This window comes from Achromobacter sp. ACM01 (assembly GCF_014851745.1).
Classification (GTDB): Bacteria; Pseudomonadota; Gammaproteobacteria; order Burkholderiales; family Burkholderiaceae_B; genus Achromobacter; species Achromobacter aegrifaciens.
This window is the reverse complement of the sequence record NZ_JACVAF010000010.1, coordinates 20,152-33,372: the sequence shown is the minus strand read 5'-3', so window position 1 is coordinate 33,372 and position 13,221 is coordinate 20,152. Positions and strand designations below refer to the sequence as shown.

The following is a 13,221-nucleotide window of genomic DNA, read 5'->3' as shown; positions in this document are numbered from 1 at the left end:
CTGTCAGGCCGCCTGGTCGCGGCGCTCGGGTTCGGACTGCTCCTGCGCGTCGACGGCAGCGGCGGCTTCCGCCGCAGGCGCGGTTTCGGCCAGGGCCGGCGTCACCAGCTCCACCACCTTTTTGCGCGACAGCATGCCGATGAACTCATCGTCTTCGCCGGTCACCGCGACCGGCTGGTCGCTGTGCACCAGCTGGGCCAGCACCTCGCCCAGGCCAGCGGTGGCGGGCACGGAAGCCAGATCCTCGACGTAGCGGGAAATGTCGCGCGCGCCTTCCTCGATGGCGCGCGTGGCGGCCTCGGCGGTCAGCACGCCGGCCAGCCGCTTGCCGTCCAGCACCGGCGCGTACTCGTAGCTCAGGGCGCGCATGCGGTCCATGGCATGGGCGGGACGCGAACGCATGGTCAGGGTCAGGCGCGCCGGATTCACGGCGTGCGTGGCGTTGAGCACCTTGGTGCGGTTCACGTCCTGCAGGAAGGACTGCACGTAGTCATTGGCCGGATTCAGCAGAATGTCTTCCGGCGTGCCTTCCTGCACCAGTTCGCCGTCCTTGAGGATGGCGATGCGGTTGCCCAGGCGCAGGGCTTCGTCCAGGTCATGGGTGATGAAGACGATGGTCTTGTTCAGCTTGGCCTGCAACTGCAACAACTGGTCCTGCATCTCGCGCCGGATCAGCGGATCCAGCGCCGAGAAGGCTTCGTCCATCAACAGGATTTCGGCGTCGGTGGCCAACGCCCGGGCCAGGCCGACACGCTGCTGCATGCCGCCCGACAATTGGTGCGGGTACTGGTTCTCGAAGCCCGACAGGCCCACCTGGTCCAGCCACTCGCGGGCGCGCTTTTCGCGTTCGGCGCGGCCGACGCCCTGCACGGTCAGGCCGTAGGCGGCGTTGTCCAGCACGGTGCGGTGCGGGAACAGGCCAAAGCGCTGGAACACCATGCTCATCTTCTTTTGACGGAAGACTTCCAGGTCGCGCTTGTTCAGGCTGACCACGTCCACGCCGTCGACCAGGATGTGGCCGGCGCTGGGTTCGATCAGGCGGTTGAAGTGGCGGATCAGCGTGGACTTGCCGGAACCCGACAGGCCCATGATGACGTAGATGCTGCCTTCTTCGATCGACAGGCTGATGTCGCGCAGGCCCAGCGTGTGGCCGCTTTCGGCCAGCAGCTGTTCCTTGCTCATGCCGCCCTGGGCGGCTTCCAGCCATTTCTTCGGGTGCGGCCCGAAGACCTTGTAGATGTTCTTGACCTCGATCTTGCTCATCGCTGGCCTCCCATGCGCATGCGCTGTCCATACGATTGCGTGATCCGGTCGAACAGCACGGCCAGCACCACGATACCCAAGCCCGCCAGCAGGCCGCGGCCCACTTCCAGGCGGTTGATGCCCAGCAGCACTTCATAGCCCAGGCCGCGCGCGCCGATCATCGAGGCGATCACCACCATCGACAGCGCCATCATCGTGGTCTGGTTGATGCCGGCCATGATGTTGGGCAAGGCCAGCGGCAACTGCACGCCGAACAGCTGCTGGCGCGGATTGGCGCCGAAGGCGCGCGAGGCTTCCAGCACTTCGCGATCGACCAGGCGGATGCCCAGGTCGGTCAGGCGGATCAGCGGCGGCACGGCATAGATCACGGTGGCGATGATGGCCGGGATCTTGCCCAGGCCGAACAGCATGACCACGGGAATCAGGTACACGAAGCTGGGCATGGTCTGCATCACGTCCAGCACTGGCAGCATGATGGAGCGCAGCCAATTGACCCGCGCCATCAGCACGCCCAGCGGGATGCCGATGATCACCGACAGGCCGGCCGCCATGATCATGAGCGCCAGCGTCTGCATGCCGGCGTCCCACAGGCCCAGCACGCCGATCACGCACAGCAGCGCGCCCATCGCCAGGCTCAGGCCGATGCGGCGGCTGACGCCCCAGGCGATCGCGATCGTCACCGCGACCACCGCCCACCAGGGCGAATTGCGCAGCAGCTGCTCCAGCCACACCAGGGCATGCAGCACGGGCTGGGACAGAGTCTCCAGCGTGTCGGCATAGTTGGTGACCAAGTGATCGACAAAGCCGTCGATCGCCCCCCGGACCTGCCGGGCGGGAATAATTTCAGGAAACATTCGTTCTACTCCATTCTGGCGCACTCACCGCCCGGACCGCGACCGCATGCCCAGGAATCGGGCAATGCGGCGCAAGCTTGCGGCTTCCAGCTAGAAAACGGCCGGCCATCCCGGCAGCGCCAGCGCATCTCGGTCCGGGCGCGAGCGCCCGGCCGGCGGCCATCCTGGCCAAGAAATCCGGCCCCGTGAAGGGCCGGAGCGCACCGCGACGGCGCGCAGCCAGGAACATGGCGGGTTACAGCGCGCTTTGGACGCGCCCGGCGACGTCGGCGGGGACCCACTTGGTCCAGACGTCGGGTTTGTTCTTCAGGAACCACTTGGCCACGGCGTTGGCTTCGTCGCCGGACTCTTCCATGTGGGCCAGGGTTTCGTTGATCACCGGCAGCGGCACCGAGACCTTGGACAGGAATTCGGTGAGCTTGGGCGCTTCCTCGGAGAACTTGGTGTTCACCGCCGTGAAGACGGGATTGTCGGGATAGGCGCTGGGTTCGGGCTTGGCGCACTTGGGCGACGTCAGGCACTTGTGCTTTTCGGCGTCGTAGGGCGGCATGTCCAGCTTGACCAGGTCCATGGAACCCACCAGCGGCGTGGGCGACCAGTAGTAGAAGACCACGTTCTGCTTGCGCTTGTAGGCCGACATCAGGGCCGCCTTCTGCGCCGCGCCCGTGCCGGGCGAATACAGGGTGTAGCTGTCGTCCAGTTTCAGGGCGTGGAACAGGTTGTTGCTGGTGATCTCGCAGCCCCAGCCTGCCGGGCAGCCGTAGAAACGGCCCTTGCCGGGCTCTTCCGGATCCTTGAACTTGTCCTTGAACTTCGGCAGGTCGGCGGCGGACTTCAATTCGGGCAGGCGCTCCGCCGTGTAACGCGGGATGTACCAGCCCTCGGCGCCCATGTAGAGATCGCCGATGCGCTTGACCTTGCCGGTCTTCTCGGCGCGGTCCCAGGGGTCGGCGACGCTGTTCAGCCAGATCTCGGTATTGATATCCAGGTCGCCGCGCTCCAGCGCAGCCAGGGCGGGCAGGGTTTCGGTCGGCAAGGTCTCGGTCTTGCAACCGTAGCCCTTTTCCATGATGAAACGTTCGACGTCGACCAGGACCAGATTGGATTCCCAGTTCATCGCGCCGAAATTGACCGGGCGCTTGATTTCGCACTGGACGGCGTCGGCGGCTTGGGCCGCACCGGCAAAGGCGAAGAACACAGCCGCGGCGGCCAGGGTCTTGACAGGGGTAAAACGCATTGGCTTTTGCCTCCATAGGTTCAGGGACACACGCCAGGCTTGGGCCCGGAGGTGCCATGGAGCTAAGGGGGTTGTGCGGAAGACGGGCAGAACCGCCAATACAAACCGACACTAGCAACAAGACGGTCCGCGAGGGTGCGGCATCTTGCAAGACAGGAGCTTCAAAAACGCAGTTTTTGAAAACCCACAGAAAGTGAACAAACTGAACGAAGAAGCCAGCATCTTAAACGAAATTGATGCTCAGCCCAACCCCACCCTGGAATGAATCAGATACATTTCCGGAAAAAACGGTCCGGGATTACCCGCAATCGCAAGGAGTGAAACAGCAGCTTTCCCTAGGGGATTTTGATTCAGACGCAAAGATACATTCAGTAAATAATAAATTCATATCCATACGCTTTAGCGGTTTCGAATCGGCCGGAAATCGCGCTTCCGGCCAGTGGGCGGACGCGTTTCGGCCCACTTCCCGGTGTCAAACCCATTGAAACCGGCCATCCTGCGGACACCCGCTGACCGCTACTCGTTCTTGGCGTACATGTAGTCCCGGCGCCAGGGGTAGGCGAGGTCCGGCGGATTGTCCAGCTCATCGGCGCGTCCTGTCGCCGGATGCTGGCCCAGAATCTGGTGCAGCGCGATCCAGCCGTGCTCGAACGCCATGGCGCAGCCGGCCAGGTACAGCCGGTAGGCGCGCAGCGAACGCTCGCCCTGCTCGCCGCCCAGGATGCGCGCCGCTTCAGGCAGGCGCGCCTCCAGCGCATCGCTCCAGGCCCACAGGGTGCGCGCGTAATGCGGCCGCAGGTTTTCCACGTCCACCTCTTCCAGCCCGCCGTTGGTCAGGGTTTCCATCACCACGCTGACGTGGGTCAATTCGCCGCCCGGGAAGATGTACTTCTCGATGAATTCGCCCATGCCGTTGCCCAGCTCGGCGTTGTAGACGCCGGCCGCGGTAATGCCATGGTTCATGATCAGTCCGCCCGGCTTGAGCAGGCGGCGCAGCTTGGCGAAGTAGCCCTCGAGCTGGGCGCGGCCCACGTGCTCGAACATGCCGACCGACGCGATCTTGTCGTAGGGCGCGGATTCGTCCAGTTTGCGGTAGTCCAGCAGTTCCATGCGGACCCGGCCTGCGAGCCCCTTCTCCTGGATCAGCTTGCTGACATGGGCATGCTGGTTGCGCGACAGCGTGATGCCGGTGGCGTCCACGCCGTAATTCTCGGCAGCCCACAGCAGCAGGCCGCCCCACCCCGCCCCCACATCCAGGAACCGCTCGCCTGCGCACAGGCGCAGCTTGCGGCAGATGTGGTCCAGCTTGGCCTCCTGGGCCTGGGCCAGCGTCATGCCCGGTTCACGGTAGTAGGCGCAGGAATAGACCCGTCGCGGATCCAGCCAGAGCGCGTAGAAATCATCGGACAGGTCGTAGTGGAATTCGATCTGCTTGGCGTCGCGTTCGACCGAATGGCGCCAGACCGACACCACCTTGCGCACCAGCTCGGTCAGCCAGCCGCCGCGCGCCGCGTCCACCGGCGAGCCCGGCAGCAGCGCCGACGCCGCGGCCATCACATCGCGCATATTGCCTTCGATGTCGATGCGGCCTTCCACGTAATCCTGCCCCAGCACGCCCACTGCGCCTTCGGCCAGGTGCGCCAGCGCAGTCTTGTCGTGCGTGACGAAACGAACGCGGGGTTCGGGCGGCCCCAGCACGGCGCCGTCGGGCAGAACCAGCTGGACCGGGACCGGCAGGGCCTGGAGTTTGCGTTCCACAACAGACAACAAAGGATTCACGACTTCTCCTCTGGAATACGTACGGACCGCAATGACTTTATCGGAAAAAACTTGCAATTTGCTTGTAAGGTTGCCCGTGATACAGTCGTTTACTTGGCCCAAACCGTGCAACAAACCGCATCCGGGCCCTGTCACTGCGCTACCCCGCAATCCACATGCCCCCATCACAGTCTTTTCGCAGCGGCCTGCCTGGCTGGCTGATACTCATGGGCGCGCTGACCGCAATCGGTCCGTTCGCCATCGATATGTACCTGCCCGCGTTCCCCACGATCGCGGCGAACCTGGGCGTGTCGCGCGGCGACGTCGAACGCACTTTGGCCGCCTACCTGATCGGCCTGGCGATGGCGCAGGTGTTCTATGGCCCGATGGCCGACCGCTACGGGCGCAAGCCGCCGCTGCTGGTGGGGCTGACGCTGTTCATGATCGCTTCGCTGGGCTGTGCGCTGTCGGGGTCGGTGGAAGCGCTGACCGGCTGGCGCGTGGTGCAGGCCATGGGCGGGGCCGCCGGCATTGTGATCCCGCGCGCGGTCATCCGCGACCACTACGAAACCCATGAAGCCGCGCGCGCCATGTCGCTGCTGATGCTCATCATGGGCCTGGCCCCCATTCTCGCGCCCCTGGCGGGCGGCCAACTGCTTGCCATCACCTCGTGGCGCAGCCTGTTCTGGGTCATGCTGGCCGGCGGCGCGATGTTGATGGCTGCCGTGATCCTGATCATGAAGGAATCGCTGGCGCCTGAACGCGTGGTGCCCCTGCGCTGGGAAACCATCCTGCGCAACTACCGCGACCTGTTCGCGCATCGCGGCTTCATGGCGCACAGCCTGGCCGGCGGTTTCGGCCAGGCCGGCATGTTCGCCTACATCATCGGCTCGCCGCGCGTCTTCATCGAACTCTACGGCGTGCCGCCCCAGTACTACGGCCTGCTGTTCGGCACCAACGCGCTCTCGCTCATCGTCTGCTCGCAGATCAGCGCGCGCCTGCTGCGCACCTACACGCCGCGCCAGTTGCAGCGCCGCGCCCTCACCTCGCTGGCCTGCGCCAGCCTGGCGGCGGTCGCGCTGACGCTGGGCGGCTGGATGACCCTGCCCCTTCTGATGCTGTGCCTGATCTGCTACATGGGCAGCCAGGGCTTCGTGAATCCCAACTCGGCGGCGCTGGCGCTGGCGGACCAGGGCAAGCGGCTGGGCGCGGCTTCCGCGCTGTTGGGGACGCTGCAATTGTCCTGCGGCGCGCTGGCCGGTTTCGCCGTCAGCGCCTGGCAGACCGACAGCGCCCTGCCCCTGACGACCACGCTGGCGGCCTGCGCCTGCCTGTCCTGGATCTCGGGCCGCGTGGCGCAATCGCACACCAAGTAGCCTGGCCGCTTGATTTATTTAGGCTTTTCGTATTAGAATCTAAGTCTTCACATGAAGTTTCCCGTGCCGGACTACTATGCTTTGTAGTTCAGCACTCTGACCCCAACCGCGCAACGTCTGGCGATTTTCTTAGGAAATCCCAGAGATTCTTCCAAGAATTCCGCGGGTGGCAGGCAGCGGGTATAAGCACTGGGGCGGACCAGACGGGCTTTAACAGCCACTCCGATCCCCCCTCATCCACTAAGACTGGGTGGCCGGCAAAGGCAGCGCAAGCGCCTCTACAGCCCGGCGGCTGAAACCCTGTCTACCCCCCAAGCGATGCGCGACAAAAGAACGACCTAAAGAGGTGCATCCATGGCACGCGTATGCCAAGTGACCGGCAAAGGCCCGATGGTGGGCAACAATGTTTCGCACGCGAACAACAAGACCAAGCGTCGCTTCCTGCCCAACCTGCAATCGCGCCGGTTCTGGGTTGAAAGCGAAAACCGCTGGGTCCGCCTGCGTGTTTCGGCCAAGGCCATCCGCACGATCGACAAGAACGGCATCGACGCCGTGCTGGCCGAAATGCGTGCCCGCGGCGAACTGGCTTAATCAGCCTCCCCGCCAATCTACATACTAGGAGCACGACATGGCCAAAGGTATCCGCGAAAAGATCAAGCTCGAGTCGACTGCCGGCACGGGTCATTTCTACACGACCACCAAGAACAAGCGCAACATGCCCGAGAAGATGCTGATCAAGAAATTTGATCCGGTCGCTCGCAAGCACGTTGACTACAAGGAAACCAAGCTGAAGTAATTCAGCCGGTTTTCCCGCAAGTCGAAAAGGCCCTGCACCGCAGGGCCTTTTTTCATTTCTGGCGAGCGCCGCATGGGGCGCCTTGTCTATTGCCCCGGGGCGAAGGCCCATGTTCCAATTGGGCCGCTGTCATCCGCCGCGCCTGCTGGCGCCAGATTCCCTCTCCACGCGATACCTGACATGTTCCGTCCCTGCCTTACCCTGCTGCGCCGCGCCGTGGCGCCGGCACTCCTGGCCCTGGCGCTGGCTCCCGCCGCCTCGGCCAAGGACAAGGAGCCACCCATCCGCATCGGCGAGATCAACAGCTACAAGGCGATACCCGCCTTTCTTGGCCCCTATAAAAAGGGCTGGCAGCTGGCGCTGGAAGAGGTCAACGCCGGCGGAGGCGTGCTGGGCAGGAAGCTGGAAGTGATCTCGCGCGACGACAACGGCAACCCCGGCGATTCGGTGCGCGCGGCCCAGGAATTGCTGGCCCGCGAAAAGGTCGAGCTGCTGTTCGGCGGATTCCTTTCCAATACCGGCCTGGCGCTGACGGATTTCGCCAAACAGCAGCAGGTGTTCTTCCTGGCGGCCGAGCCTCTCACCGACAAGATCACCTGGCAGGACGGCAACCGCTACACCTACCGTCTGCGCCCCTCAACCTGGATGCACGTGGCGGCGCTGGCCCCCAAGGCGCTGGCCTTGCGCAAGAAGCGCTGGGCCATCGTCTACCCCAACTACGAGTATGGGCAGTCCGCGGTGGCCACCTTCAAGGCCATGATGACCTCGTTCCAGTCCGACGTGGAGTTCGTCGCGGAGCAGGCCGTGCCGCTGGGCAAGGTCGATGCCGGCGCCGTGGTGCAGGCCCTGGCCGACGCCAAGCCCGACGCGATCTTCAACGTGCTGTTCGCCGCCGACCTGACGCGCTTCGTGCGCGAGGGCAATACCCGCGGCCTGTTCGAGAACCGCGCCGTGGTGTCGGTGCTGTCTGGCGAACCCGAATACCTGGAACCGCTGGGCGCCGACACGCCCACCGGCTGGATCGTCACGGGCTACCCCTGGTACGCCATCGACACCCCGGCCAACACCACGTTCGTCGAAGCCTACAAGAAGCGCTACAACGAAACGCCCAAGGTCGGCTCGGTCGTGGGCTACGCGTCCCTCATGTCCATCGCCCAGGGCCTGAAGGCTGCGGGCGAAGTGGACACCGAAAAACTGGTCGACGCGTTTGCCGGCCTGAAGGTGGACACGCCCTATGGCCCCATCCAATACCGCAAGATCGACCACCAGTCGACCATGGGCGTGTACGTGGGCGTGACCGCGGTGGAAGACGGCAAGGGCATCATGAAGGACTTCGCCTATATCGACGGCGCACGCCTGCAGCCGCCTGACGAGCAAGTGCGCAAGATGCGTCCGGCGCACTGATGAGCCTGTCAGGGCTGCTGCTGCAGCTGCTCAATGGGCTGGCGGACGCCAGCGCGCTGTTCCTGGTCGCCGCCGGCCTGTCGCTGATCTTCGGCGTCACGCGCGTGGTGAACTTCGCCCACGGCTCGTTCTACATGCTGGGCGTCTACCTGGCCTGGACCTTCACCAACTACTTCGGCGACGGCGCCGGCTATTGGGCCGGGCTGCTTCTGGCGGCGCTGGCCACGGGCCTTATCGGCGCGGCCGCCGAATGGCTGGTGCTGCGGCGCCTGTACCAGGCGCCTGAACTGTTCCAGCTGCTGGCGACCTTTGCACTGGTGCTCATCATCGGCGATGCCGCGCTGGCCATCTGGGGGCCGGAAGACCTGTTTGCAGCGCGCGCGCCCGGCCTGTCTGGCGCCGTGCAGATCCTGGGCCGGCGCTATCCCGAATACGACCTGCTGCTGATCGCCGCCGGCCCCGTGGTACTGGGCCTGCTTTGGCTGCTGCTGATACGTACGCGCTGGGGCCGGCTGCTGCGGGCCGCGGCGGAAAATCGCAAGATGCTGGCCGCGCTGGGCGTGAATCAAGCCTGGCTGTTCACCTCGGCATTCACGCTGGGCGCGTTCCTGGCCGGCCTGGGCGGCGCGCTGGCCGCGCCGCGGGTACCCGCCACCCTGGGCCTGGACCTGGAGATCATCGCCAGCGCGTTCGTGGTGGTGGTGGTGGGCGGCCTGGGTTCGATTCCCGGCGCCTTCCTCGCCGCCTTGTTGATCTGCTCGGTCAAGGCATTGTTCGTGTTCCTGGGACAGGTGCAGATCGGCCCCTGGCTCTTCAATCTGTCCAAGCTCACGCTGCTGGCGGAATTCGCCGTGATGGCCGTGGTGCTGGTCGTGCGGCCCTGGGGTCTGCTGGGCAAACCGCCCGAGCCGGCATCCCACACCGCCGCCCCGGAGCGCCCCATCGCGCCGGCCGGCCGCGGCCTGCGGCTGGCCTATGGCGCGCTGTTGGCGCTCCTGGTACTGGCGCCGGTGGCGGCCGCTCACAGCCCCTATCTGGGCATCCTGCTGACCGAAATCCTGATCGCCGCGCTGTTTGCCGCCAGCCTGCATTTCCTCACCGGGCTGGCCGGCATGACCTCGTTTGGCCATGCCGCCTGGTTCGGCCTGGGCGCCTACGGCGCCGCGCTGCTCCTGAAGCTGGCGGCCGTGCCGATGGAAGCGGCGCTGCTGCTCGGCCCCTTCGCCGCGGCGCTCGGCGCCCTGCTGTTCGGCTGGTTCTGCGTGCGCCTGTCGGGCGTGTACCTGGCGATGCTGACCCTGGCGGTGGCGCAGATCCTCTGGGCGCTGGCCTATCAATGGGATGACGTGACGGGCGGCAGCAACGGCCTGATCGGGTTGTGGCCATCGGCCTGGCTCGCCCAGGGCCCCTGGTTCTATTACCTGACGCTGGCGCTGTGCGTCGCCGGCATCGCCTGGCTGCGCCGCCTGGCGTTCTCGCCGCTGGGCTATGCGCTGCGCGGCGTGCGCGATTCGGCCCTGCGCGCCGAGGCGCTGGGCATGGACACGCGGCGCGTGCAATGGGCGGGCTTCGTGGCCGCGTCTTTCGCCGCCGGCCTGGCGGGCTCGCTCTACGCATTTTCCAAGGGCAGCATCGCGCCCGACACGCTGGCCGTGAGCCGCTCCGTGGACGGACTGGTCATGGTGCTGCTGGGCGGGTTGCAGACGCTGGCCGGCCCGCTCGTTGGCGCTGCGTCCTACACCTGGCTGCAGGATGCCGCCGCGCGCAGCACCGAGTACTGGCACGCGGTGCTGGGGCTGGCCATCCTGGCCCTGGTCATGGCGTTTCCCGAGGGGCTGGCCGGCGCTGCCTCGCGCCTGGCCGCAAGCTGGAACAGGAGGCGCGCATGAACACCGCCCCCCTGCTGCGAGTCCGGGACCTGCGCAAATCATTCGGCGGCATCGACGCGCTGGCCGGCGTGTCCTTCACGCTGGAAGCGGGCCGGATGCTGGCGCTGATCGGCCCCAACGGCGCCGGCAAGTCCACCTGTTTCAACGCGCTGGGTGGCCAGCTGCGGCCCGACTCGGGCTCCGTCCTGCTGGACGGCCGCGAACTGGTAGGCCTGTCGGCAGGCAAGATCTGCCGGTTGGGCGTGGGACGCACCTTCCAGACCGCGGCCACCTTCCGCTCCATGACGGTGCGCGAGAACGTGCAGACTGCGCTGCTGTCGCGCGACCGGCTGCTGCTGAATCCGTGGCGCCGGGCCACCCGGCACGCGGCCGAGGAGGCCATGTCGCTGCTGTCCCAGGTGCAGATGGCGGACAAGGCGCAGGAGCATTGCGGCACGCTGGCCTACGGCGACGTCAAGCGGGTGGAGCTGGCGATGGCGCTGGCGCACCAGCCGCGCCTCTTGCTGATGGACGAACCCACGGCGGGCATGGCCACCAATGAACGCCATGCGCTGATGCGGCTGACGCGCACGCTGGCGGACACCCAGCGCATTGCGGTCCTGTTCACCGAGCACAGCCTGGATGTTGTGTTCAAGCACGCCGATCGCATCGCGGTGCTGGTGCGCGGCAGCCTGCTGGCCGAGGGCGAACCCGCAACGATCGCGGCCGACGAGCGGGTCCGCGCAGCCTATCTGGGCACGGAAGCGCCGCAGCCGGCCTGAGCCGGCCGCGCACGCGGCCTCAGTCGTTCCTCAGCCCGTTGGGCTGGCATTCCCAGAAGATCTTGGCCTGGCATCCCTCGCAAATGCCGCGGTCCAGCTTGGCGTAGATCGTATGCAGCGCGGTCGCCTTGTCGGGAAAGATATGGTCCTCGCCCAGCCGCTGCAGGAAACCCGTGCGACGCCACATGTCCAGCACTTCCGGCCGCGGGCGGTGAAAGTACAGATCGCCGCCCATGGCCCGCCTGGCGGCCAGTTCGTCTTCCCAGACCTGCGCGCCCGCCATGTCGATGAAATTCATGCTCTTGGCCATCACCAGCAGATGGCGCGGCGCGCCGGGCGCCGCGCGCAGCTCATGCAGGCGCTGCGCCACGTGCGTGGCAGCGCCGAAATAGACCGACCCTTCCATGCGCAGCAGCTTCAGTTGCGGGCACTCCGGCAAGGCATCCGGCGCGTGCTCCAACACCACGAAGCGCCGCTCCAAGCCGCGCGAGTCGAAGCCCATGGTGCGCATCGCCGGCCGCGAGGTGCGGTGCAGGTAGACCATCAGCGACAACACCGTGCCCAGCAGGATCGCCACTTCCATGCGTATGGTGATGGTGGCAGCCAGCGTGGCGGCGGCGATGATCGCTTCGCCGCGCTGGGTGCGGATCAGTTGCCGCCAGCGCGGAATGTCGAACAGGGTCCAGGCCACCAGCAGCAGCAGCCCGGAAATCGCCGCGTGCGGAATCATGGCCAAAAGCGGCGCGGACAGGGCCACCAGCGCCACCAGCAGCAAGGCCGAGAACACGGACGCCAGCGGCGTCTTGGCGCCAGCCTCGTAGTTGGGAATGGACCTGTTGAGCGACCCGCAAGACAGGTAGCAGGAGAAAAAGCCGCCCACGATATTGGACAGCCCCTGCCCCACGAATTCGCGGTTGGCGTCGATGCGCTGGCCCGAACGCGTGGCCACGGCCTTGGCGATGGAGATGGATTGCGCCAGCGCCACGATGGTCAGCGCGAAGGCCACGCTCAGCAGTTCGGGCAAGGCGCGCCAATCGACGCTGGGAATATGGAAAGGCGGCCAAGGTTGGGCCAGCGCACCCAGCACTGACACCGGCGCGCCTTCGGTCAGCGCGTTGAAGCCCGCGGCCGCCAGCGCGCCCGCCGCCAGGCCCGCCAACATGTAGGGCTTGCGCTTGTCCAGACGCCGCACCAGCAGCGCCACGGCCAGGGTGGTCAGGGTCACCAGCAAGGCGCCCCAGTGCACCTGCGCCAGATTCGCGGCCAGGCTGGCCAGCAAGGCGCCCGCGCCGTGCGCGTCCGGCGACGGCATGCCCAGCGCGTCCTTCAGCGCATGCACGGCGATCAGCAGCGCCGCGCCGCTGGTGAAACCGAACAGTGCCGACGGCGAGATGAAGTGCGCCAGCGAGCCCAGCCTGAGCGTGCCCACCAGCCATTGCATCAGCCCGACCAGCACGGTCACGGCCAGCGCCAGCTGGATGTAGCCCTGGCTGCCGGCCACCGCCAGCGGCGTCAACACCGCATAGAGCGCCAACGAGTTGGCATTGGTCGGGCCCGACATGACATGGCGGCTGGACCCGAAGAGCGCCGCGACGATACAGGGAACGATGGCGGAATACAGGCCGTACTCGGGCGGCAGGCCCGCCAGCATGGCGAACGCCACGCCCTGCGGCAACACCAGCAAGGCGCCCAGCAAGCCCGCCGTCGCATCCGCGCGCAAGGTCCGCGCATTGACCTCGTCCACCCACGAGCCGAACAACCGGCGCGCGACGCTCATCCCCCCCTGCATCATTCTTTCTTGTCCCTCGGCATCTGCTTTCTGATTGGTTCCGCCTGCGGCGCACAGGGCGGGCGGCGGGTCGTCTAGCGTAATCGCTAGCGCC

11 protein-coding genes are annotated in these 13,221 nt (G+C 66.1%); 6 read left to right on the top strand and 5 right to left on the bottom strand.

Annotation, left to right across the window (positions count from 1 at the left end):
- Nucleotides 1-3: 3 nt before the first annotated feature.
- The 4 genes from IB268_RS29365 to IB268_RS29350 all read right to left on the bottom strand — a co-directional run bounded on the left by IB268_RS29365 (nucleotide 4) and on the right by IB268_RS29350 (nucleotide 5,133).
- Nucleotides 4-1,263, bottom strand: a complete 1,260-nt coding sequence (locus IB268_RS29365; protein ID WP_054451216.1) for a glycine betaine/L-proline ABC transporter ATP-binding protein — start codon at nucleotides 1,261-1,263, stop codon at nucleotides 4-6.
- Nucleotides 1,260-2,117 (bottom strand): proline/glycine betaine ABC transporter permease, encoded by an 858-nt coding sequence (locus IB268_RS29360; RefSeq protein ID WP_054451215.1) that lies wholly within the window; start codon nucleotides 2,115-2,117, stop codon nucleotides 1,260-1,262. Before IB268_RS29360 ends, IB268_RS29365 begins: the two co-directional genes overlap by 4 nt.
- A gap of 235 nt (nucleotides 2,118-2,352) precedes the next feature.
- On the bottom strand, nucleotides 2,353-3,354 hold the full coding sequence (locus IB268_RS29355) for an ABC transporter substrate-binding protein (protein ID WP_054451214.1): 1,002 nt from the start codon (nucleotides 3,352-3,354) through the stop codon (nucleotides 2,353-2,355).
- 516 nt (nucleotides 3,355-3,870) lie between these two features.
- Nucleotides 3,871-5,133, bottom strand: a complete 1,263-nt coding sequence (locus IB268_RS29350) for a class I SAM-dependent methyltransferase (RefSeq protein ID WP_175182080.1) — start codon at nucleotides 5,131-5,133, stop codon at nucleotides 3,871-3,873.
- Between the two features lie 206 nt (nucleotides 5,134-5,339).
- On the opposite strand from IB268_RS29350, the gene IB268_RS29345 reads away from it, so the two are divergent.
- The 6 genes from IB268_RS29345 to IB268_RS29320 all read left to right on the top strand — a co-directional run bounded on the left by IB268_RS29345 (nucleotide 5,340) and on the right by IB268_RS29320 (nucleotide 11,338).
- Complete coding sequence (locus tag IB268_RS29345; RefSeq protein ID WP_054451213.1) at nucleotides 5,340-6,488, top strand: Bcr/CflA family multidrug efflux MFS transporter; 1,149 nt, start codon at nucleotides 5,340-5,342, stop codon at nucleotides 6,486-6,488.
- Nucleotides 6,489-6,842: 354 nt separating this feature from the next.
- Nucleotides 6,843-7,079 carry a 50S ribosomal protein L28 gene (gene rpmB, locus IB268_RS29340; protein ID WP_006385639.1) on the top strand — a complete coding sequence of 79 codons (237 nt, stop codon included), beginning with the start codon at nucleotides 6,843-6,845 and terminating at the stop codon, nucleotides 7,077-7,079.
- A gap of 37 nt (nucleotides 7,080-7,116) precedes the next feature.
- The gene (rpmG, locus tag IB268_RS29335; RefSeq protein WP_003810296.1) at nucleotides 7,117-7,284 is read left to right on the top strand and encodes a 50S ribosomal protein L33; all 168 of its coding nucleotides are present in this window, start codon (nucleotides 7,117-7,119) and stop codon (nucleotides 7,282-7,284) included.
- 180 nt (nucleotides 7,285-7,464) lie between these two features.
- Nucleotides 7,465-8,688 carry an ABC transporter substrate-binding protein gene (locus IB268_RS29330; protein WP_054451212.1) on the top strand — a complete coding sequence of 408 codons (1,224 nt, stop codon included), beginning with the start codon at nucleotides 7,465-7,467 and terminating at the stop codon, nucleotides 8,686-8,688.
- Nucleotides 8,688-10,577 (top strand): ABC transporter permease, encoded by a 1,890-nt coding sequence (locus IB268_RS29325; protein ID WP_192355210.1) that lies wholly within the window; start codon nucleotides 8,688-8,690, stop codon nucleotides 10,575-10,577. The genes IB268_RS29330 and IB268_RS29325 overlap by 1 nt, the downstream gene beginning before the upstream one ends.
- Nucleotides 10,574-11,338: an ABC transporter ATP-binding protein gene (locus tag IB268_RS29320; protein WP_054451210.1), complete on the top strand. Its 765-nt coding sequence runs from the start codon at nucleotides 10,574-10,576 to the stop codon at nucleotides 11,336-11,338. Before IB268_RS29325 ends, IB268_RS29320 begins: the two co-directional genes overlap by 4 nt.
- A gap of 19 nt (nucleotides 11,339-11,357) precedes the next feature.
- Here the strand turns inward: IB268_RS29320 and IB268_RS29315 are convergent, their stop codons facing one another.
- Nucleotides 11,358-13,115 carry a SulP family inorganic anion transporter gene (locus IB268_RS29315; RefSeq protein ID WP_054451209.1) on the bottom strand — a complete coding sequence of 586 codons (1,758 nt, stop codon included), beginning with the start codon at nucleotides 13,113-13,115 and terminating at the stop codon, nucleotides 11,358-11,360.
- Between the last annotated feature and the right edge of the window lie 106 nt (nucleotides 13,116-13,221).

Excerpts from the sequence above, each read along its gene's own strand:
- IB268_RS29325 (WP_192355210.1), top strand. The coding sequence starts at position 8,688 with ATGAGCCTGTCAGGGCTGCTGCTGCAGCTGCTCAATGGGCTGGCGGAC.
- IB268_RS29365 (WP_054451216.1), bottom strand. The coding sequence starts at position 1,263 with ATGAGCAAGATCGAGGTCAAGAACATCTACAAGGTCTTCGGGCCGCAC.
- IB268_RS29330 (WP_054451212.1), top strand. The coding sequence starts at position 7,465 with ATGTTCCGTCCCTGCCTTACCCTGCTGCGCCGCGCCGTGGCGCCGGCA.
- IB268_RS29355 (WP_054451214.1), bottom strand. The coding sequence starts at position 3,354 with ATGCGTTTTACCCCTGTCAAGACCCTGGCCGCCGCGGCTGTGTTCTTC.
- rpmG (WP_003810296.1), top strand. The coding sequence starts at position 7,117 with ATGGCCAAAGGTATCCGCGAAAAGATCAAGCTCGAGTCGACTGCCGGC.
- IB268_RS29360 (WP_054451215.1), bottom strand. The coding sequence starts at position 2,117 with ATGTTTCCTGAAATTATTCCCGCCCGGCAGGTCCGGGGGGCGATCGAC.
- IB268_RS29320 (WP_054451210.1), top strand. The coding sequence starts at position 10,574 with ATGAACACCGCCCCCCTGCTGCGAGTCCGGGACCTGCGCAAATCATTC.
- rpmB (WP_006385639.1), top strand. The coding sequence starts at position 6,843 with ATGGCACGCGTATGCCAAGTGACCGGCAAAGGCCCGATGGTGGGCAAC.
- IB268_RS29345 (WP_054451213.1), top strand. The coding sequence starts at position 5,340 with ATGGGCGCGCTGACCGCAATCGGTCCGTTCGCCATCGATATGTACCTG.
- IB268_RS29315 (WP_054451209.1), bottom strand. The coding sequence starts at position 13,115 with ATGAGCGTCGCGCGCCGGTTGTTCGGCTCGTGGGTGGACGAGGTCAAT.